The organism is Novipirellula rosea, from assembly GCF_039541335.1.
GTDB lineage: Bacteria > Planctomycetota > Planctomycetia > Pirellulales > Pirellulaceae > Novipirellula > Novipirellula rosea.
In genome coordinates this window covers 247,910-266,916 of record NZ_BAABGA010000018.1, presented here as the reverse complement: position 1 = coordinate 266,916, position 19,007 = coordinate 247,910, and the positions used below count along the sequence as shown (strand labels likewise).

General features: G+C 54.6%; 14 protein-coding genes and 1 tRNA gene. 10 read left to right on the top strand and 5 right to left on the bottom strand.

Annotated features, from left to right (window positions below):
- Positions 1–42: 42 nt before the first annotated feature.
- From ABD971_RS07610 to ABD971_RS07600, 3 genes are all read right to left on the bottom strand, one after another.
- On the bottom strand, positions 43–900 hold the full coding sequence (locus ABD971_RS07610) for an ABC transporter permease (RefSeq protein ID WP_345320854.1): 858 nt from the start codon (positions 898–900) through the stop codon (positions 43–45).
- 204 nt (positions 901–1,104) lie between these two features.
- Positions 1,105–2,196, bottom strand: a complete 1,092-nt coding sequence (locus ABD971_RS07605; RefSeq protein ID WP_345320852.1) for a glycosyltransferase family 4 protein — start codon at positions 2,194–2,196, stop codon at positions 1,105–1,107.
- 310 nt (positions 2,197–2,506) lie between these two features.
- Positions 2,507–2,579 (bottom strand) — tRNA-Phe (locus tag ABD971_RS07600).
- A 192-nt stretch (positions 2,580–2,771) separates the two neighbouring features.
- Between ABD971_RS07600 and ABD971_RS07595 the strand changes: the two genes are divergently transcribed.
- The 9 genes from ABD971_RS07595 (at position 2,772) to ABD971_RS07555 (ending at position 16,796) form a co-directional block, all read left to right on the top strand.
- Entirely contained in the window at positions 2,772–4,445 is a 1,674-nt protein-coding gene (locus ABD971_RS07595; RefSeq protein WP_339939373.1) for a hypothetical protein, read from the top strand.
- Between the two features lie 80 nt (positions 4,446–4,525).
- Complete coding sequence (locus tag ABD971_RS07590) at positions 4,526–5,458, top strand: hypothetical protein (protein ID WP_339939375.1); 933 nt, start codon at positions 4,526–4,528, stop codon at positions 5,456–5,458.
- Between the two features lie 120 nt (positions 5,459–5,578).
- The gene (locus ABD971_RS07585; RefSeq protein ID WP_345320850.1) at positions 5,579–6,436 is read left to right on the top strand and encodes a hypothetical protein; all 858 of its coding nucleotides are present in this window, start codon (positions 5,579–5,581) and stop codon (positions 6,434–6,436) included.
- Positions 6,437–6,764: 328 nt separating this feature from the next.
- Complete coding sequence (locus tag ABD971_RS07580) at positions 6,765–7,484, top strand: MotA/TolQ/ExbB proton channel family protein (RefSeq protein WP_339939379.1); 720 nt, start codon at positions 6,765–6,767, stop codon at positions 7,482–7,484.
- A gap of 164 nt (positions 7,485–7,648) precedes the next feature.
- Positions 7,649–8,140: an ExbD/TolR family protein gene (locus tag ABD971_RS07575; protein ID WP_339939381.1), complete on the top strand. Its 492-nt coding sequence runs from the start codon at positions 7,649–7,651 to the stop codon at positions 8,138–8,140.
- A 3-nt stretch (positions 8,141–8,143) separates the two neighbouring features.
- Entirely contained in the window at positions 8,144–8,947 is an 804-nt protein-coding gene (locus ABD971_RS07570; RefSeq protein ID WP_339939383.1) for an ExbD/TolR family protein, read from the top strand.
- 136 nt (positions 8,948–9,083) lie between these two features.
- Positions 9,084–12,434 carry an outer membrane protein assembly factor BamB family protein gene (locus ABD971_RS07565; RefSeq protein ID WP_345320846.1) on the top strand — a complete coding sequence of 1,117 codons (3,351 nt, stop codon included), beginning with the start codon at positions 9,084–9,086 and terminating at the stop codon, positions 12,432–12,434.
- Positions 12,435–12,444: 10 nt separating this feature from the next.
- Complete coding sequence (locus ABD971_RS07560; protein WP_345320844.1) at positions 12,445–14,775, top strand: ABC transporter substrate-binding protein; 2,331 nt, start codon at positions 12,445–12,447, stop codon at positions 14,773–14,775.
- 50 nt (positions 14,776–14,825) lie between these two features.
- On the top strand, positions 14,826–16,796 hold the full coding sequence (locus ABD971_RS07555; RefSeq protein ID WP_345320842.1) for a hypothetical protein: 1,971 nt from the start codon (positions 14,826–14,828) through the stop codon (positions 16,794–16,796).
- Between the two features lie 42 nt (positions 16,797–16,838).
- On the opposite strand, the gene ABD971_RS07550 is transcribed toward ABD971_RS07555, so the two are convergent.
- On the bottom strand, positions 16,839–17,252 hold the full coding sequence (locus tag ABD971_RS07550) for a cold shock domain-containing protein (RefSeq protein WP_339939391.1): 414 nt from the start codon (positions 17,250–17,252) through the stop codon (positions 16,839–16,841).
- 163 nt (positions 17,253–17,415) lie between these two features.
- Positions 17,416–18,090 carry a YqgE/AlgH family protein gene (locus ABD971_RS07545; RefSeq protein ID WP_339939393.1) on the bottom strand — a complete coding sequence of 225 codons (675 nt, stop codon included), beginning with the start codon at positions 18,088–18,090 and terminating at the stop codon, positions 17,416–17,418.
- A gap of 204 nt (positions 18,091–18,294) precedes the next feature.
- Between ABD971_RS07545 and pdxH the strand changes: the two genes are divergently transcribed.
- The gene (gene pdxH, locus ABD971_RS07540; protein ID WP_345320839.1) at positions 18,295–18,981 is read left to right on the top strand and encodes a pyridoxamine 5'-phosphate oxidase; all 687 of its coding nucleotides are present in this window, start codon (positions 18,295–18,297) and stop codon (positions 18,979–18,981) included.
- The last annotated feature ends 26 nt before the right edge of the window (positions 18,982–19,007 follow it).

Sequence of the window (19,007 nt, the reverse complement as noted above, 5' to 3'; positions counted from 1 at the left end):
TCTATCGTCTTCGTTGGGAAAAAAAGGGGGGGGCTATCCGGGTTAGACGATGTCCGCAAATGTAGATTCCGTTCTTCGGAAAAACACTAGGCCGGTCAGCAGTAGGAAAGTGGTCAACAGCATCGAAACCGAAAACCATGTCCAATTCGGAGGCTCGGTGCCCAATAGCGACCAGCGAAACCCTTGTACAACACTAAACATCGGATTTAAGTGGAGTAGCCATTGCCAGCGTTGGGGGACGATTTCAACAGGATAAATTACGGGGGTTAAATAGAGTAGCGTCTGAATCAGGAACGGTACGGTGTGTTTGATGTCACGGAATCGCACGTTCAGCGCCGTCAACCATACGCTCATTGAAAATGAGACAAGGCTCGAGGCAATTAAAAACAGGATGGCAACGGGGGCGTAGGTCGACACCGCTACGCCATAGATGACCATCAACACCACTAGGATGGCGAATTGGATCAAAAAATCGACCACGGCAACGCCTAGTGCGGACAACGGCAGGATCAGACGTGGAAAGTAAATCTTTGTCAGGATGTGCGACTGAGAGACAACGCTTTCAGATGCATTGGCTAACGAAGAGGCAAAGAAATTCCACAGTACGAGTCCCGTCAGGATAAAGATGGGATACGCAACCTTTTGAGTTTGATCAAAACCCGCGAAATGCCCAAAGATCAGTGAGAAGATGATCGTGGTGATCAGCGGACGAACAATTGCCCAGCCTACTCCGAGGATGCTTTGCCGGTAGATCAGAGAGATGTTTCGGGCCGTTAGAATCTTTAGAAGGTCTCGGTAGCGAATTAGCTCATGGAAATCTGGTAGTGACCAACCTGATGACGGCAGGATGGTCGTTCTGTAGTGGAGGCGGTCGGGCTCGGAAGTTGCTTTCGCCGACATGTTGCGATCAGTCTGTGAGTAGTGCGGGGCTCATGCATGTTCGGTGGTGGTCAGCAATGGGGCGGTTCCACTGAGCGAAAACGTTTCGTTGTAGTCTAGTTCGCTGCGGCTTTGCCGTATAGCTAACGCCGTGTCGAGGCTGGATTGGTATGCCGCAATTGGGGGTGATTGGTTGGGTGTAATTGTTCGGCGAAATTCAGTGGGTCAGGGTTCTGATGTTGCTTGTTGGTAGACGTCGAGTATCTGGGTTGCTGCGTTGTCCCAGCTGAATCGGCGGACGTTTTCTCGCCCGTTGTCGATCAGTCGTTTTCGCACCACGGGGTCACCGATGTGGTTGACTTGCTCTGCGAGCTGTTCGCCCAAGCGGGGGTCGAAAAAGAGTGCCGCCTCGCCCGCGACTTCATGGAAAACCGCGATGTCGCTACAGACAAGCGGGCACTCGAGTGATTGAGCCTCCAGGCAAGGAAGGCCAAAGCCTTCTTGGAAGCTCGGGAATACGAGGCAGCGAGCCATACGGTATTCGTTTCTCAGTTGCTCGGTGGATAAATGGCCAAGGTTGCGAATTCGGTTCGAGAGGTTCAAGCTGCGGATGAGCAGTGTTTCTGCGCTCGAAAACTTTGGCCCCACCACGTTTAGTTGCACATCGGAAGGCCACTGAGGAGTCTGCATCGCGTCGAGCAGGCAATGGAAATTCTTGTAGCCCGTTCGCTGGCCGATGTAGAGCGCATTCTTTGCCGAGTCGGCGGAGGTTGATGACATGGAGCCCGTTGATAGTAGGTGCTCCGCCCCGTGATGAATGACTCGCGTCTTGTGTTTCAGCTCCGGGTAAAACCGCGATAATTCGGATGCCGTGGTATGGGAAACGCAAACTAAAAGCTTGGCACGCTGGAGTGTCGCTTGCTTGATCGGAATGGCTTCTTGTAGCTCTCGTATTCCGATCGGGAAGTGCGATTCGGCGATCATGTCATGGAGGGTGGCGACGCATTTTGTATGGCGTTCGATTGGAAGGGTTAGCCCGGTGGGGTGGAAGAGATCGGCGCGAGCGAGTTCTACTGGGTCGCGCCGGAGCGTGAATCGCCGTCGTAGGCGAGCCGGAAGGCGGTGTCGAGGTATTTCCGAGCGGCCCAGGTCTCGGTAGACACGAACGCCAGCGGGGATCGGTTGTAACGGTTTGGACCGTAGCCAAAGCGTGTAGTCGACGTCGCGGCTGGTCCGCGACATGATTTCGTAAAAAACCCGCCAGATCCCGAGTTGGCGAGGGTTTTCGAATGCGCTGCCGTCGATCCAAACTTTCATTTCGAGCGTTTGCGTCCCAGGGGGTCAGGCGGATTCGAGGCGAGGGTGCAGTTCACACTGTGTGGGTGTTCAGGTGATGTTGCTCGGCATTGGCCCGTCTTTATGTTGGCCTGTCTTTATGTTGGCCATGTCTCATGGTTATGGCCCAGGGACGCAATTTGTTCAGCGGTGGCTGATTTTAGTTGTTGCCACCGTATTGCATCTAAAAATCTTGGCGGCCGCTACAAAGACTCGTGTACAGAGACTCTAGGCCGCTAGGCGGTGTGAAATCGCGGGGCAAATCGCCAGCGAGGCGACTGAAGAAAAGAAGTGGTCAGAGGCGGGCTCGAACCGCCGACACCGGCCTTTTCAGGGCCGTGCTCTACCAACTGAGCTATCTGACCGTTCGCGTTTCAAAAAGTTGAAACCGCGAATTTCCAAGAGGTTAATATCTACCTTGGGTGTCACGCAAGGGTATGATGAAATATCTTTATTTGAAGTAAACTTCTTTTTGCTTCTAAAATGGCTTTTCACCGTAAATGACGTCGGTTTTGCGATCGGTGTTACATTAACTCTTTTCCAAGAATATCGCTGTCATGGCTACAAAGCCCCACGTTTTGCTGCTTTTTCTTGTCTCGCTTTTGACCGTTTCGTGTTTCAATAGTCGGGATGTTAATGCGTACACGTCGGAAGATCCCGTTGTTCTGAAGATGGTCGACGGTGGAATTCGGTACCTCGAAGCGAACTTAAAGGCCCAAACGAAGTACCCCCTGAATGTCTTTTATTCGGGCGGGTATGGAGAGCACGCGTTGGCGGGGTATGCCCATATGAAAATGAGGCATGACCCGCAGAATCCGGTTGTGCAGCAGGGAATTCGCTCGGCATTGTCGTTCGTCCGGGCTGCGTCGGGCCGCGATAACGGCGGACACGAAAGCAAGTCGGTCTACGTGGCGGCCGTTTCGACGTTGCTCTTGGCGGAGGTCGATCGGATCAAATATCGCAATGAATTGGAGCAGCTTGAGAAGTATTTTCGCCGAGTTCAGTTTCGCAATGGCGGCTACGGTTACCCGGGAGATCAGCAGGGCGATGTCTCACAGACGCAGTACGCAATGCTGGCAATTTGGACACTCGATCGTGCTGGCTTGGTCGTGGATTACGAGGGGGTTGCGGCTACCATCAATTGGTTGATGCGGGTGCAGGATCCCAGCGGAGGGTGGCCTTACAAAGGAATTGATCCAGGCAGCGGTAAACGCGTAAAGCAGCAGAATATTAAGGTTGCGATGACGTATGCAGGTGCGAGCGCACTTCTGATCGGAGGAGACGCGTTGCGGCTTTGGGGCGGCGGGCCGGAGGAGGATGGCTCTGGAATCACAGGGCTTCCAAAGGCTGTGGGGCTTTTTAAGGAAGGCTTTGAAAACATCAGTGCCAAACGTCCGCAGCTTCCTGTGGAGCCCATTCTGTCATCCATCGAAGAGTGTGAGCGTTGGTTGGCGGCGAACAAAAAGCTCGGGGCGGATTGGCCTTATTACAACATCTACACCATCGAACGCTATGAAAGTTTTCGCGAGATCGCTCTGAAGTTAGAGAAAAATCCGAGTCCGGCCTGGTACAACGAGGGTGTCGAATTTTTGAAGTCAAAAGAAGAGAACCGTGGGGGGTGGCCCCCCGGGATTATGTATTCGGCTGCTCCGATTTCGACTTCGTTAGCGCTCCTGTTCTTAAGCCGCAGCACGCAAAAGGCGATCGAACAGGCTAGTTCCGGCGCGACTCAGGGTGGCTGGGGGTTGCCCGAGGATACCACTGCGATCAAGGTCGAAGGGACTCAGATCAAGGGCAGCGCACCGGCAAACGAGGTCAACGATCTGCTTGATATGCTTAGTGACGATGAGGGCGGGGGGCTCGAAGGGAAATCGATCCCTGAAGACCTGAAATTGGACCCCGATCCAAAGAAACGTGCCGCTCAAATCGATCGGCTCGAACGGCTCGTTCGCGGCAGCCGGTCATGGCAGGCACGCCGTGTCGCCGCTCGCTTGCTCGGCCAAAGTGATGAGATGAGAGTCGTGCCGACGCTGATCTTTGCGCTGAGTGATCCCGATCCGTCGGTTCCCCGTTATGCTCGCGATGGGTTACGGTTCATCAGTCGGCGTTTTGAGGGGTTCGGGATGCCGGACAAGCCAAATAAGTCGGAGGTCACGCAGGCTCAGATGCAATGGCGAGAATGGTACCGAAAGTTTAATCCCGGTTACGTTTTTATCGATTACGATTTGTAACCGACTCGTCTTAGAGATAGGCTTTTCGTCTATCGATTCGCGTGAATTTCTTGTTTTTGCTTCTGTCGTGTAGGTAAACGATGTCGTCCGCTGTCGCTGATCATCATTCACAATCGCCCTCGTTAGAGGAGCTGCGCGAGGAGCGTCGTCTCGAACGCGAGAAGCTTCGCACCAGTAAATTTGATCTGGTCACCTCGCTGTTTACCGCGTTGATCCTCTTTATTGGCACCTTTGTGCTGATGTTGTTCATCGTTTGGTTGACCAGCCGGATGTCGTTTCCGCCGCAAGCGATCAAGCCGATCATCGAAAATCCGGCCGGGCGTGGGGAAAATGCCGAGGGCTTCGAACGAGACTTCGAGCCGCCGGGAGCCGAGGAGGTCGAGGAATTGATGGAGCCGACGCTGCAGGACACCATCGAAGCGGTGACCGATGCGGTCAGCAACGTCGCGGCGACACTCGACACGATGAATACCAATGCGACCGCTTCGACCACCGGCACCGGCAAAGGGGATAGCCGTCCGCCGGGCCCCGAGGGCGAAGGCGAAGATATTGTTCCGCGTTTTGAGCGTTGGCAGCTCAATTTCACCGCGAAGGCGCTGGGGGATTATGCCGCCCAGCTCGATTTCTACGAGATCGAACTGGGGGCTATCGGTGGCTCAATCCAGGGGGTCGATGTCGCCAATAATTTGGCTGGAAGCCCGAAATCGCGGCGAATCGTCGATACGAAAAGCGAAAAACGATTGTATTTCATGTGGACCTCGCCCAGCCCATTGATGCAGTTTGACCGCCAATTGCTGCAAAAGGCTGGCGTCCAATTGGCAAATCGGCAAATGATGAAGTTCATTCCGACCAACCTTGAAAACCAGTTGGCGCATATCGAACTGGAGTACGCGACTGCGAAGGGGCATCCCTCGGTGACCGAAATCGCCAAAACGATTTTTGAAAGCACGGCGGATGGAAATTCGTACAAGTTCGAAGTGATTGATCAACGCTACCGAAAACCACGCAAGTAGCTAAATCGCAGAGGAAATTTGATGGTGGCAAGCTCCGCAGATTCCGTTGGGTCGAGGCTATCCGTCAGGGCGAGGCAATCGTCCGCTCCATCGCGGTGGGGAAAACCTTCCCGCTCTGCGATGCGGACGACGTGGTTTGATTCCATTTCTTCGCTTCTAGTTGCCCTGCTGGTGCTGGTGGCAAGCACCGTCAGCGTGCTGTTTCTGCTGTGGGTTTTCCGCAGTGAAGAGAAGGTGAAAGTTAACCCGGTTCCACCGGCCCAGTGGGTTTCTGCGGGTAGTAAGGCAGGGGCAGTCTCGGGTTTTGTCGTCCCGCTGGATGAAGAGGTCGCGGGCCTTGAGGATCTGCCCGTCGAGAAGTCGCTGGATCAGGTTGCCCAGTCGGCCGCCGAGGTGGCTGCGCTATCGAGTTCGCCCAATGGTCAAAGCGGCGATGCTGCGGAGCGTGGCGCGGACGGCCGCTCTGCGGGGCCTGATTCGGGTTCAAGCTCGCTTGTACCACCGGCACAGCGCTGGCAATTGGTCTTTGCCGCCAACGATATAGCGGATTATGCAGTCAAGCTCGACCATTTTGCGATCGAGTTGGGAGTCGTTGGCGGAGGGCAATCGGGGGTGGATTACGCATATGATCTGTCGCATTCCGGGGGGCCCAAACGCCGGCATCTGTCGGCGAGTTCGGCGGAGCAGCGGATTTATTTTCGCTATACCGATTCGAGTCCGTTGAAGCAGTGGGACCGCGAGTTGATCCGACAAGCTGGAATCAATCTGGCAGCAGGGCGAGTGGAAATGATGTTCATCCCGGCGGAATTGGAGCGTCAATTGTTGGCAATCGAACTGGCCTATGCCAATCGCAACGGACGCGAAACATTGCAAAGCGTGCGGCGAACGGTGTTTTCGCTCGAACGTTCCGCTGGCGATCTGGTTTGGCAAGTCGCGTCTCAGCGGTACCGAGACTCTAAGTACGAAGCATCCGAGTAACGCGTTTGCCAGTGGGGGGCGCGTGTACCATTCACGCTTCGTTGCTACGCTCGTCAGAGCGTGAAGGGGTGCAGTGGAATTGCGAATCACCACCTTTTCGCTGGGAAGCAACATCTGTTTGCAGGCCGATGCGGGCAGGGAAATTGCGTTTTGCGCGGCTATGCGGAACGGTTGTCACTTTTTCGATCCGTTTTGCTCGTTGCAATCGCGCCAAAAATCGGTGGATTCGTTAGGATAAAGCTGGAATTGCCATCCTCTTTGAGTGAACCTCTATGGGGACGGCTGCTTTAACCCTTTTCTACTGATCCACCGAAGGACGAGATCCTCGATGCTTTTCGCTGAAATATCTATCTTCGATATCATCTCGCAAGCGACGTATGCTGCCCTTGCGGGAGCCGCTTTGTGGGGACTTTACTGTGCCACCGTGGTTTGGGCGCGAGTGAACCAGAAGCGGTTCAAGAGCGAAGATGAGCAAGATGTCTTCATGGACGATGTCGAACAAATGCTCAGCGGTGGGGATTTCGAAGGAATCGCAGAGTATTGTGAAGGCGATAATCGCGCGATTCCGCAGATTATCGAGATGGCAATGCACCACCGCGAACTGGGCTACAAACGGGCACGCCAATTCGTTTTGGACCGTTTTCAGCGTGACGTTATGAGCGATCTGGAATACCGGCTGTCATGGGTCAGCACGGTGATCAAGTCGGCTCCGATGATTGGGTTGTTCGGAACGGTGTTCGGGATGATGGGAGCGTTTAAGACATTGGCAACGTCCGAATCCGTCGAGCCTTCGTTGTTGGCCGGAGACATCAATGTCGCACTGCGAACCACCGCATGTGGTTTGGCGATCGCGATTCCGCTGATGATCCTGGTGGCCAACGTCAATATTAAGATTGCCAAAATGGAAGACCTTGTCGGTTCCGGTTTGGCTCGCTTTATGACTCAGTACAAAGAAGCTCTTCTCAAATGGCCCGGTGGTGGGCCGGCGGCCCCTGCGTCCGCGGCGGCCGAGCCTGTTGAAACAGTCATGCAGTCGCCGCAGCGTTAGCGTCGGCGTGGGAAATAAATAAAACAAGTCGAGTGATGGTTGCGATCGTTATCGCTCGTAACGACGAGGAACGCAGAGGCGTCGCAATCGCCTCTGCCGCGTGCGGTCACTGCGGACGCAATGTTCCTTTTGCAGATGGTGTTCACTTTTAGGATCGATCGATCATGAGTGCAGATGCAGTACACGAAGATCTTCTCGAAGAAGAGGATGATCTGGCGATGCCACGCAAGAAGCGTGACGATGAGGAGATGGATATCACGCCGATGATTGATATCACCTTCTTGCTGCTGATCTTTTTTGTGGTCGCTTCCAAGATGGACCCGACCAAGATTGGCACGATTCCGTCGGCGGATAATGGCTTGGCGGTGTCAGCGGACGATTCGGCAATCATCTTTGTCGATCCCGGTGCGGGCGATGAAGTGATCTTGAAGAAGCGTGACGGCAGCGAGTTCAGTCGAGACGAAGCGACTCAGTCGACCGAGATCATTGAATACATCACCTCGGAGCTCGAGAAATCAATCGGTAAAAACAAGAATCAAGTCATGTTGCTCGGTGATGCGAACGTCAAAGTCGGCAAGGTGACTCGCATTCAACAGATTATCGGCGATGCATTTGAAGACATCGAATCGACTTACATCGCGGTCAAAGAGGAATAGAAGATGGCTATTCCCGTTACATGTTCACAGTGCCATGCAGTGCATAACGTCCACGACCGCTTTGCCGGAGGGCAAGTGCGTTGTCCCGATTGTGATGCGCAGGTGGATGTGCCTGAGCTAGTCGAGTCGCAGCAACCCGTCGACATTGTTCCAGCCGAGATTCCCGAACCGATCGTGGATGTGGCATTGGTCGACGACGAATTCGGCGACGACGATTTCACCAGCTTCGGCAATGACAAGGATCTCGAACCGTCGGCGTCGAGTGAATTTGCTTCACCAGCAGCGGTGGTTCCAGCAGCGGCCGCCGTGGCGACTCCGCCCCGCGTTGCCGCAGAGCCTGCCGTCGTTGACGATGACGACGACGAAGTGCCCAAACGTCAGCCTCGTCAGGATGATGAACTGGACATGACGCCGATGGTCGATGTGACCTTTTTGTTGTTGATCTTCTTTATGGTCACGGCGTCGTTCAGTCTGCAGAAATCGATCGAGATGCCTCGCCAGCAAACCGACGCGCCCAGCAGCAACCCGGATCCCGAAGAGACCGAAGAACTTGATTCGGTGGAAGTCCAGATCGATGATCGCGGTTCGTTTTTGGTGATGGCTGCCGACTGGGAACGAGAAACGCCGGGCAAGCAAAACTTGATTTCAGCGCTCAAGGAAGCGGTGCCGGGCGGCAGCGATGCCATGAAATTGGTCATCAAGGTGCACGAGATGGCAAAACTACAAGCTCTCGTCGATGCCATGGATGCGGGGACGATTGCAGGGTACACCGAATTACAAGTCACCCAAGTCGAAGAGTTTGACTAGGGGCACCATGTGAATTCGCCGGGGGTGAACTGCGGGTTTAGGGGCATCGTATGAAACACGGAGGTGTGATGGCGTTGGCTTCGCATCACCCACCCATTGATTGAGTCTTATCACAGAATAGAAATAGTCGTTAAACATGCTTGCAAATGAACTGATCGATCGGCTCGAACGCGGTGGATTGCTCGACCAGGAAATCATCGAGGCGCTCCGTGAACAATTAGAGCAGGGAACTCGAGTCACTCCCGAGGCGGTAGCCAAGCTGCTGGTCGATAATGGGCAGCTGACACGGTTTCAAGCCACCAAGTTAATTGGCGAGCTTCGCTCGGCGGAGTATGCCCAACCGGGTGACGAAGTCGCCGACGTTGCGGTCATGGACGATCTGGCGATCCTGCCCGAAGAGGAGGGCGAAGAAGTATTCGAGGTCGCCGCCGAGGACGATGGATCGGGCGAGCTTGTTGCCGAAGCCGTGCCAGTGGAAGCGGTTGCCGTGGAAGCTGTTCCCGTGACGGAGAACGGACAAGGCAATGGTGCCGCTGCTTCACGCCCTAAACGTACCCGTCCGAAACCTCCAGAGCACAAGTCGGTTTGGGATTCGTTCAAGATCTATGGGTTCGCTGGCATCATCGTATTGTTGCTGTTGTCCGGCTATGGCCTGTTCTACATGTTGACGCGGCAAAGTGCGGATGAATTTATCGCCAATGCCAACAAACTCTACGATCAACAACAATTTACGCCTGCGCAAGATTCGTACATCAGTTTTCTTGATTCCTTTGGCGAAAACCACCAGTACTCGTCGATTGCCCGCGTGCGGATCGTGATGTCCAAGTTTTATCGGGCAAAGGAGATGACCGATCCCACCGAAGCGTTGGAGCTGCTGAAGAAAGAACTGCCCACGATCGAAAACGAACAGGGGCTCAATGAAGAACGCACCAATTTGGCGGCGCTGTTGGTGGATGTTGCCTACGAGATCGGTCGTGTGGCCAATAAGGAAAAAGAGACCACCGAGAAAGAAAAACTGCTTGGCAAGTTGGACGAGCAGTTGGCGCTAACGGAAAATCCAAACTACATGAGCTCCGCCATGAAAACGACTCTGGGCGGGAAGTTGCAGGAAATCTCGGAGATGCGCCAACGCGTCCGCCGCGAGATCAATCGCAACGTGCGGTTGGACGAATCGGTCGTGGCCATGGATGCGTTCCTCAAAGACATGAAAACCAAAGAGGCTTATGACGTTCGCGCCCAATTGCTGCGAGAGTTTCCAGAGCTGTACGAGAACGAGCGGTTGATGTCGTTGATTGTGACCGCCAGCGACATTCAGAAAACGTTGGTGAAACCCGCCAGCGAAGTGCCCAAGGTGGCGGATGCGAAAGAACAGAACGCAAACGATCGCTCCATCGTGTTGACGGCAATGGAAGGCCGCAAAGCGGTCGATCTTAGCGGCGAGATCTTGTATCTGCGTGCTGGCGGATCGATGTTGGCATTTGCCGGAGATACCGGTGGATTGTTATGGCGCAAATTTGTTGGCTATGGCCAAGATCATTTGCCGGTGCGATTGGATGATGGTTCCGGAGTCCTGCTGAGTGAATCAGCCAAATTAGAAGTACAACGATGTGACGGCAAAGACGGCATCCTCCGCTGGCGTAGTGTGATTGACGAGTTCTTTAGCGAGCCGGTTACCGTTGCCGATGAGGTATACGTCTCGACCGAATCAGGCCGCCTTGCGTCGCTGGATGTCGACTCGGGCGAGGCAAATTGGGTCGCACAGATTCCTCAGCCACTGGAAGTGGGGCCGGGGATCGATAAGCGAGCCAAAGTGGCCTATGTGCCCGGTAATCATAGCAACCTGTATGTGCTTAATTCGCGTGACGGTTCCTGTTACGAGACGTTTTACATTGGCCATGCCGAAGGCACCGTAGCCGTGCCACCGGTGGCGTTATTGGGACACGTCTTTGTGCTCGAAAATGCGGGGACCGATTACACCCGAGTGCACATTTTAAAGGTCAACGAACAAGGCCAAGCGTTGAAAGTCGCGCAGCCATCGATTCGCTTGGATGGGAATGTAAAAGTCAAACCGATCATTCAGGACCGAAAATTAATCGTGTTGACTGACCTTGGCCAAGTTTCGGTGCTCGAAGTCGAACCGACGGCCAAACGTGAGCAAGTCAGCGAAGTGGCACGCCAAGTCGCCTCGTACGATGTGCCAACCTCGACGCAAATGGCCGTGGGGCGATCGCAGATGTGGATCACTGGGACGCGAATTGGTCGCTACGAGTTGCAAATCAACACCGGCCGAGTGGTCCAGGACTGGTTCAAACACGAGGCGGACCGCTTTATCGGCCAACCGTTTACAAGCGAAAACACCTTGGTTCATGCCCGGATCCTGCGAGGCACGTCGGCCATTCGGGTGACCGCTGCGGATGCGAAAACGGGTGACGAAATTTGGCGAACGGACGTCGGTGTTCCGATCGCCATGATTGTCCCGATCGCAGGTGGCGGTGGCTTTCATGCGGTGACAACCCAGGGGGCCTTGTTCGAACTTGATCGCGATGCGTTGGCGAGTGGCTCGACTGCGAATCCGATCGAAAACCCCGGAGGATCGGGGATTGCGATGCGTTTCGAAAACCCCATCAAAATCGACGAGACTCGGCGTTTGATGCTCAATCAAGCGACGTCCGAAGACGTGATTGTTTACGATCCAACACGCCGCCAAGAGAAGTTGCGGAAATTGCAATTGGCATTGTCCGGCAAAGCCAGCGGCGGTGCGTTGTTCGCCGGAGGTGGCTTGTTTGTGCCGACCGCGTCGGGCCGCGCTGTTTTGATGAATTGGCAAACCGGGCAAATGCTGGGTAGCCCGTTTCAGCCTGCGAGTGCACCGGAGGGGTCGGTGACTTGGTCAAACTCGGTTGCGATGCCAGACGATCCCGACCAAGTGGTGATCGCCGACAGCCGCAAACAGCTTTATCGATTGCGGGTGGGGGAACAGATTCGTGAACTCGCCAAGAAGACGTTGGAGGCTCCGTTCTTAGGCTCCACTGCGGCGGTCGGAAGCAACTTGATGGCTTCGGTGGCTGGTCCTGCTGCCGATTTTGTCGTGGGGCATGATTTGACCAGCCTGGACGAAAAATTCAAAGTCCTGCTTAACGGCCGCATTAATTGGGGCCCCGTCACGGCGGGGGACTCGAGTGAATATGGATTGCTGCGAACGGACGATTCGGTGCTGCGGGCGTTTGACGCCGAAGGCAAACAGAAATTCGAGTTGCCCGTCCCCGAAGGCGAAATTGTCGGAGCCACCGTGCTTAGCGGCAACGTGTTATTAGTGGCGGGTAAGGATGGATGGATGGTGGCGCTGGATTCTGGCTCCGGTGAATTGCTTGGCCAAAGTGATTTGGGGCAGCCGATTTTTGCGTCGCCACTGAGTGTCGGTAAGAACTTGCTGGTACCGGGGGCTGAAGGGGTTGTTTATATCACCGATGTTCCATCGAAATCATAAAGGGAATCTGATGAACATCAAAATACAAAGCCTTCTTTGTGCTGGGGTCTGGTTGCTGTGCACCGTCGGGGCAGGATCGGCGTCGGCGCAAATCGTCAACTATTCTGACTCGGGAGTTCCCGATCGCGTTGGCTTGGAATTGCTGCAGGAAGAACCGCACGACATCATTTATCTCACCGAGGAATCCGGTGGCGGCTGGGTCAAGGCTCGCTTGTTGGATTTTCCAGGGCGGAAAATTCCCAGCGAACCCAAGGGAGTGCTGCAGTTTGAGGTGATTGGGATCGAAACAAAACAATTTGTTACCGATTGGAAGAATATCGAGAAGATCGATCTCTGGGAAATTCGGCTGGAACGAGAAACCGCCCAGATGATTGCGGAAGAAGATTTTAAGGGAGCCTATCCTTTCCTCTCGGTTTTGATTCGCGACTATCCCAATCGACCCGGGCTGCGGAAGTTGCGAAGCGAGTTTTTGTGGAAGGATGCGATCAAGCGAGCCAAGTCTGGCGAATTCGAAGCCACCTTGGCGATGCTCGAAGAGCTGTGGCGGTACGCGCCCGAGTTTCAGCCGAAAACGGTCCTGGGCGCCCTTAGTGGTGTCACTGACAAATTGATGATGAAGCTTGTCAAAGACGGGGATCTCGAACATGCCCAGCAGATGCTCGCCCGCTTGGAAAAGGATTATGGCGAGAGTCGCTTGGCATCGATTTCGAAGTGGAACAAGCTTTTTTTGCAGTTGGCTCAGAAGAAACAAAGCGAAGCGATCGCCGCACTCGAAGCCAAGGACTATCGCGCCGCTCGGGCGTTGTCACGCGAAAGCGTTGCCGTGCGACCTGATATCGACGGGGGCAAAGAGCTGATCCGCAAAATCGACACGATCTATCCGCTGGTGCGAGTCGGCGTTTTGCAAACCGCCACCGTGCTGGATCCAACGCGAATTGATAATTGGGCATCGCGTCGCGCGGGTCGCTTGGTTTATCGCACGTTATTTGAAATGAAAGGCGCGGGGCCCGAGGGTGGCGAGTATGACTTTGTCTTCGGCGAAACCGAGACAACTCCTTACCGAACCCAATTTGATTTGGTGTTGGAAACAGAGAAGTTAAAGCCGCCTTTGAGTGAGATTCAAGGTTTCACTATCGCCGACAAAATTGCCGAACGCGCCACTCGCAATACGCCCGAGTATTTTTCGCCTTGGGCCGCAGCGGTCACTGCCATTGGGATGGACGGCCCCAAGCGAGTCGAGTGCACGCTGCGTCGACCGCATGTGTTGCCGTCGTGTTTGTTGCAGATTCCCATTGATGGAAGCTGGTTTGGGGGCAAAGAAGGTGCACCCACCGGTGCTTACAAACGTGATGCCGAAAGCGAGGATACGGTTCGTTATATTCTGGCGGCTGAGCCGGAGAGGCCGGAACAGCTTCGCGAAGTGGTGGAGATACGCCAAGCATCGGCCAGCGACGGAGTGAGTATGTTGTTGCAGGGCGAATTGGATGTGCTGGATCAACTGTTTCCCGCCGATGCGGTTCGGTTGAGCAAAAGTCGCGACATTCGTGTCAAGAACTATCCGCTGCCCACGGTCCATATGTTGGTCCCTTGTTCGGATCACGCGTATTTGGCCGAACGAACGTTTCGACGCGCGTTGGTGTATGGCATCAACCGCGCAGACATTCTTAATGGGGAACTGCTCGAGGGACTTGAGGTGCCAGGATGCCAAGTTGTTTCGGGACCGTTCCCGGCAGGGATCGAAATGGATGACCCGTTGGGGTATGCCTATGACAAGAGCATTGCACCGCGTCGCTACGAACCTCGCTTGGCTAAGTTGTTGATGACGCTCAATGCCAACCAGATGAAAGCGATTGCCGATCGTAAGAAAGAGACGGTGCCGGAGATGAAGCCGATTCGGTTAGCGTTCCCGGCAGACAATTTGTCGCGAGTGGCATGTGAAGCGATCATGAGCCAGTGGCAGTTATTAGATTTGAAAATTGAGTTGGTCGAGCTTCCTGTGGGGCGAACGTATCCTGATCCGGGAACCGCCGATATCGTCTACGTCTCTGCTGCGATCTGGGAACCGATCATTGACGCGCGTCGCTTGCTCGGGCCCGAGGGGTTGGCGGGAAGCAGCGACCAATTAGTGGGCTTGGGACTGCGGCGAATCGAAGAAGCCCGGGATTGGAGAATGGTGCGTGATGGCTTGCTTGATTTGCACGCGATCGCACACCATGAGCTACCGGTATTGCCGTTGTGGCAAATGGTCGATTCGTATGCCTATCGGCGCGAATTGACGGGGGTCGGCAACGATATCGTCTCGCTCTACCAGAACGCGGATAAATGGCAATTGAATCAATGAGTCGCCGCCTGCTTCCGTTGGGAAGACGTGGTGTTTTTGGATTTCTCGATATGACAATCTTCGCTAGGAACCTCGGTTATTGCGTCGCAGCCACGCTGTTTCTTGTGATGCAGCTCGGTTGCTCTGAAGATTCGCCGAATCGGGCTGCGCAGCCTGCGGTATCGCTAACGGGAGCCGAGGGAGTGACTGCTGAATCGCCCCCCGCGTCGGTATCAAGTGGTGCGGCGGCAGCAAATTCGACGACCGCCAGCGCGGCCGCCCCGGACGAAGATGCCGAAGCCGAGGTCGAGCCGTGGGATTATTCACCGTACAAGGTGCTTGTTTGGATCGTCTCGGACGAACCGCGAGTCAATGCGGAATCGGTGCGCCAGCCGCTTCAAGAGTTTCTTGATCGTGATTTTGCCGCGATTTGGCAGTTGGACTGTGCCGATGCGCCCCCAGCGGTCGTTAATGCGGCCAACCGAAATCTTGGTGGGATGACCTACGAATCGATTTCTGCCTCCGATCCCGTGGTCGCCGTCAAACGCGATCACGAGGATGCTGTCCGACTACGCACGGCCGCGAACGTTGGCGAAATTGTCAGCGATGTGTATACCACTCGGGGCATGATGGACGAGGTTCGGCGACGAGCGGCCGAGATTGGAAACGATTCGATCGATGGGGTCAGTGACAAGCTACGCGCCCTAGAAGGGGATGCGATTGCGGTCAGTAAAATGTGGGAGGATCCTACAACCGAGGCTATCTTGGTTTCACGCGGAATGGCGCTGCTGCTCGATAAACCCGAGGCCAAGATCATCCCGGTGCCCCTGAGTGGTTTGGTAATTGAAGCGATCGATTCCTACGACAAAATTTTCGTGGTTCGCATCGAAGAGAATGTGGCACCCGCCTCCGTCAGTGTGGTCGAGCTCGATACGTTGATGCGGCATTTTGGTCCGGTGGCGACTCGGCACTTTGTGCAGCCCTCGGAGATGCCAGGAACGATTGGGCGGGCAATGATCGAAGCCTTTGCACCGGTGGTTCGCATCGAAGACGCAGGCCAGAAAAATGCGAAAGGTTTGCTTCGCGCTGGAGGTTTGATTCTCGATGATAAGTCGCCTGCGATGGTCCACGTTGGTGATGTGCTCGAACCGATGACTCGCAAAAACGATCGAAATGGAAACCCGATCCAAATTGGGCCGATCGATTGGGCCTATCTGCTGGTGACCGAAAAAAATGATTCGTTGATGGAAATGGATTTTCATGCGGGCCGCGCCGGTGGGTTGCAAGGCCGTAGCAACAAGCGAACGTTTCGTATGGCGCTGCGGAGTCGACCGTTCGGAAAGTCGACGATGTTGCGTCTGCATGCTCAGAAAGATCCCGATTTTCCGCTGATCGGTTACGAGATTTATGACAAAAATCTCGAGACCGGTGACATGTCCTTTGTGGGGCGAACCGATTGGAACGGGCGTTTGGACGTCGAGGCAGAGGACTCGCCACTGCATCTGTTGTACGTGAAAAATGGCGGCGCGATTCTAGCAAGATTGCCAATGGTGCCAGGATTGAACCCGCATGCCGTCGCCGACTTGAGCGGCGATGATATGCGACTGCAAGCGGAAGCCTACATCCGAGGTGTCCAAAATGCGATCATCGATCTTGTTGCGATTCGCGAACTGTTAGCGGCACGCGTGCGACTGCGGCTTCGCAAGGGCGAGATGGATGAAGCACGAGAATTGCTGCACTCGTTACGTGAACAGCCGACGCATGAACGAATTGCCGACGACATGGACAAAAAGCTGACGGCGTTTTTAAACCAGCCCGGAGCCAAAAATCCGAACCAGCGAGCGAAGATCGACCAGATGTTCACTCAGACGCAGGAATTGTTGTCCAAGCAGATTAACCCGGAAAAGATTCGGGCTCTCGAAGAGGACATGATCACTGCTCAGAAAAACGGAGGTCGTTTGCCCGCCGAGGAGAAAGACGAAGACAAGGCTCAGGCGGTCGACACCACCAAGGTGGTCGAAGAGGCCCCGGCTGCCGAATAGGTCCGCCAAATAGGTCCGCCAAATAGGTCCGCTGGGCGATGATTACGACTCGTCTTTGTCACGCCATGAGGGGCGTTTCTTGCGAGCGTTGGGGTGATGTTTGACGATCAAGTGGGGCGCATCGCGACCCGATAATTTCTTGCCTTCGGGGCGATTGCTGCGACGCACCAGTTTCGCTCGCAAACGATTTTCTTTGTCGTAATAGTCGTCGTCTAACTCGTACTCGACCCACATGTACTCGTACGGAAGCACTTCGCGATCGTAAGGGCCGCGTGGGGGGGCACCTTCGAGGGTGCCGTCAAAGACGGATCGATGAAAGAACACGTCCTCGCGAAAATCTTCAGCATCGATAAAACCGAATTCGCCATCGGGGCTGACGAAACGGATCGTGCCCAAGCGTCGCTTTTGAATTCGATAGGGACGTTTAATTTCCTCGTCGTCGTCGTGTCGCCCCATGCGATTACAATCTCTCGGTACGGTAGTGGTGAAGGGTAATGGCACCGATTGGTGCGCAAAGGTTTGAAAGGCTCGGGGCAACCGAGACGATCAAGGCGACCATGTTACGGAATATCGTCGCACTTGGAAGTCCATGACACAAACAACCGCGTCGATGCGACACTTAGTTTAGTTCCGCATTGCCCGTCATGTCGGGAATTCCGATCCAACGCGCCACCGACCGTGACGTCGCTCGGCGAATCAAGCGTGGCCACATTTCGTCGGCGTTCTCGAAAACGACATCTGCCGTGGCCGGAACAATGTGCCAAAGTCCTGCCTCGACCTCGGCGTTCAGCCGTTCGGTTTCCCAACCAAGGTGGCCGATAATCAACCGATAGGGACCTGGTTGTTTGTTTACCAGGCCTTCGAGATGCTGCTTCTGAGCGGCGACATAGATGCCGTGGCCCGTTTCGGCTTCGGCATACTCGCTCAACTGATGGATCGCGACGACAGGGCCTGACAACGGCCCTCCGAAGTGGACCATGCCGACGGGGGAATAAGGTGTCGGTGGAGTCGAAGGTTGCGAGAGAGATTGCCCTTGTCCGTTTCCTGGCAATCGACTTTTGGACTCTTCCTCCAATTTTTCTGGTTCTGCAGTATCCTCATCAGGCGTCTGGGACGCCATTTGTTCACCGAGCATCGCCATCAATGCTTGCGGATTCGGATGCATTGGACGGTTGAGCATGACGCCAATCACGCTCTCCTGGTCATCGTGAACCAGTAGGCAAACCCCTCTGCTGAGAATGGGGTCTGTCGCAAGCGAGGAAGCAACTAGAAGATTTCCAGTTAATGATTCCATCGTAAATATCCCGAAGGTAGTTAGAGATGTCTGTCATATTGGCAGTTTGCGTGTAGCATTCAATAAATGAGGCAAGCGGCGCGCCAAAGCAGGTTTCTTATGCAAAAAGCCAGGGTTTCGTGGCAAATTGATGGCAAGAATGCTATCAAAAATGCCGGTTTTTAGTTTGTTTTTGGACACCAAGACGGTGATGAGGAGTATCGAATGTCGATCGAGAAAATGCGACGAACTTACACGCTCAGTGGACTCGATAAAAAAGACGTCGATCCCGATCCGATGGTTCAGTTCGATAGGTGGTTCACGCAAGCCAAAGAGTCGCCGTTGCCGGAATGGTTCGAGGTCAACGCGATGACGCTATCGACTGCGGACCCTCAGGGAGCGGTGACCTCAAGAGTGGTATTGCTGAAACAGGTCAAAGAGGGTGAGTTCTATTTTTTCACCAACTACGACTCAATCAAGGGAAAACAGTTGGCCGCCAATCCTCAAGCGGCCCTTTGTTTCTTTTGGCCGCACTTGGAGCGGCAAATTCGCATCGAAGGAAGCGTCCGCAAAGCATCCCGGGCGGATGCCGTTGCGTATTTTCAGAGCCGTCCGCGTGAGAGCCAATTGGGGGCGCTGGTCAGCCGCCAATCGAGCGAAGTGAGCTCGCGAGAAGATTTAGAAACTCGGATGCAAGAATTGATTGCCGAGCACGAGGGAAGCGAGGTTCCTTGTCCCGAAAATTGGGGCGGCTATGCCTTGAAACCAAGTTGGATCGAATTTTGGCAAGGACGCCCCAGCCGACTGCACGATCGCATCGCCTATAGGCAAAACGATCACGCATCCGCGGAGGGGCACGCGTCCTGGGATGAGGGGTACCCGTCCTGGGATATTGTGCGTCTGTCCCCTTAAGTGTCATTCGTCGGTTTACCGGAATG

Coding starts and splice junctions, on each gene's coding strand:
- ABD971_RS07580 (WP_339939379.1), top strand. CDS start 6,765: ATGCTTTTCGCTGAAATATCTATCTTCGATATCATCTCGCAAGCGACG.
- ABD971_RS07555 (WP_345320842.1), top strand. CDS start 14,826: ATGACAATCTTCGCTAGGAACCTCGGTTATTGCGTCGCAGCCACGCTG.
- ABD971_RS07610 (WP_345320854.1), bottom strand. CDS start 900: ATGTCGGCGAAAGCAACTTCCGAGCCCGACCGCCTCCACTACAGAACG.
- pdxH (WP_345320839.1), top strand. CDS start 18,295: ATGTCGATCGAGAAAATGCGACGAACTTACACGCTCAGTGGACTCGAT.
- ABD971_RS07560 (WP_345320844.1), top strand. CDS start 12,445: ATGAACATCAAAATACAAAGCCTTCTTTGTGCTGGGGTCTGGTTGCTG.
- ABD971_RS07605 (WP_345320852.1), bottom strand. CDS start 2,196: ATGAAAGTTTGGATCGACGGCAGCGCATTCGAAAACCCTCGCCAACTC.
- ABD971_RS07565 (WP_345320846.1), top strand. CDS start 9,084: ATGCTTGCAAATGAACTGATCGATCGGCTCGAACGCGGTGGATTGCTC.
- ABD971_RS07570 (WP_339939383.1), top strand. CDS start 8,144: ATGGCTATTCCCGTTACATGTTCACAGTGCCATGCAGTGCATAACGTC.
- ABD971_RS07550 (WP_339939391.1), bottom strand. CDS start 17,252: ATGGGGCGACACGACGACGACGAGGAAATTAAACGTCCCTATCGAATT.
- ABD971_RS07595 (WP_339939373.1), top strand. CDS start 2,772: ATGGCTACAAAGCCCCACGTTTTGCTGCTTTTTCTTGTCTCGCTTTTG.
- ABD971_RS07545 (WP_339939393.1), bottom strand. CDS start 18,090: ATGGAATCATTAACTGGAAATCTTCTAGTTGCTTCCTCGCTTGCGACA.
- ABD971_RS07575 (WP_339939381.1), top strand. CDS start 7,649: ATGAGTGCAGATGCAGTACACGAAGATCTTCTCGAAGAAGAGGATGAT.
- ABD971_RS07585 (WP_345320850.1), top strand. CDS start 5,579: ATGCGGACGACGTGGTTTGATTCCATTTCTTCGCTTCTAGTTGCCCTG.
- ABD971_RS07590 (WP_339939375.1), top strand. CDS start 4,526: ATGTCGTCCGCTGTCGCTGATCATCATTCACAATCGCCCTCGTTAGAG.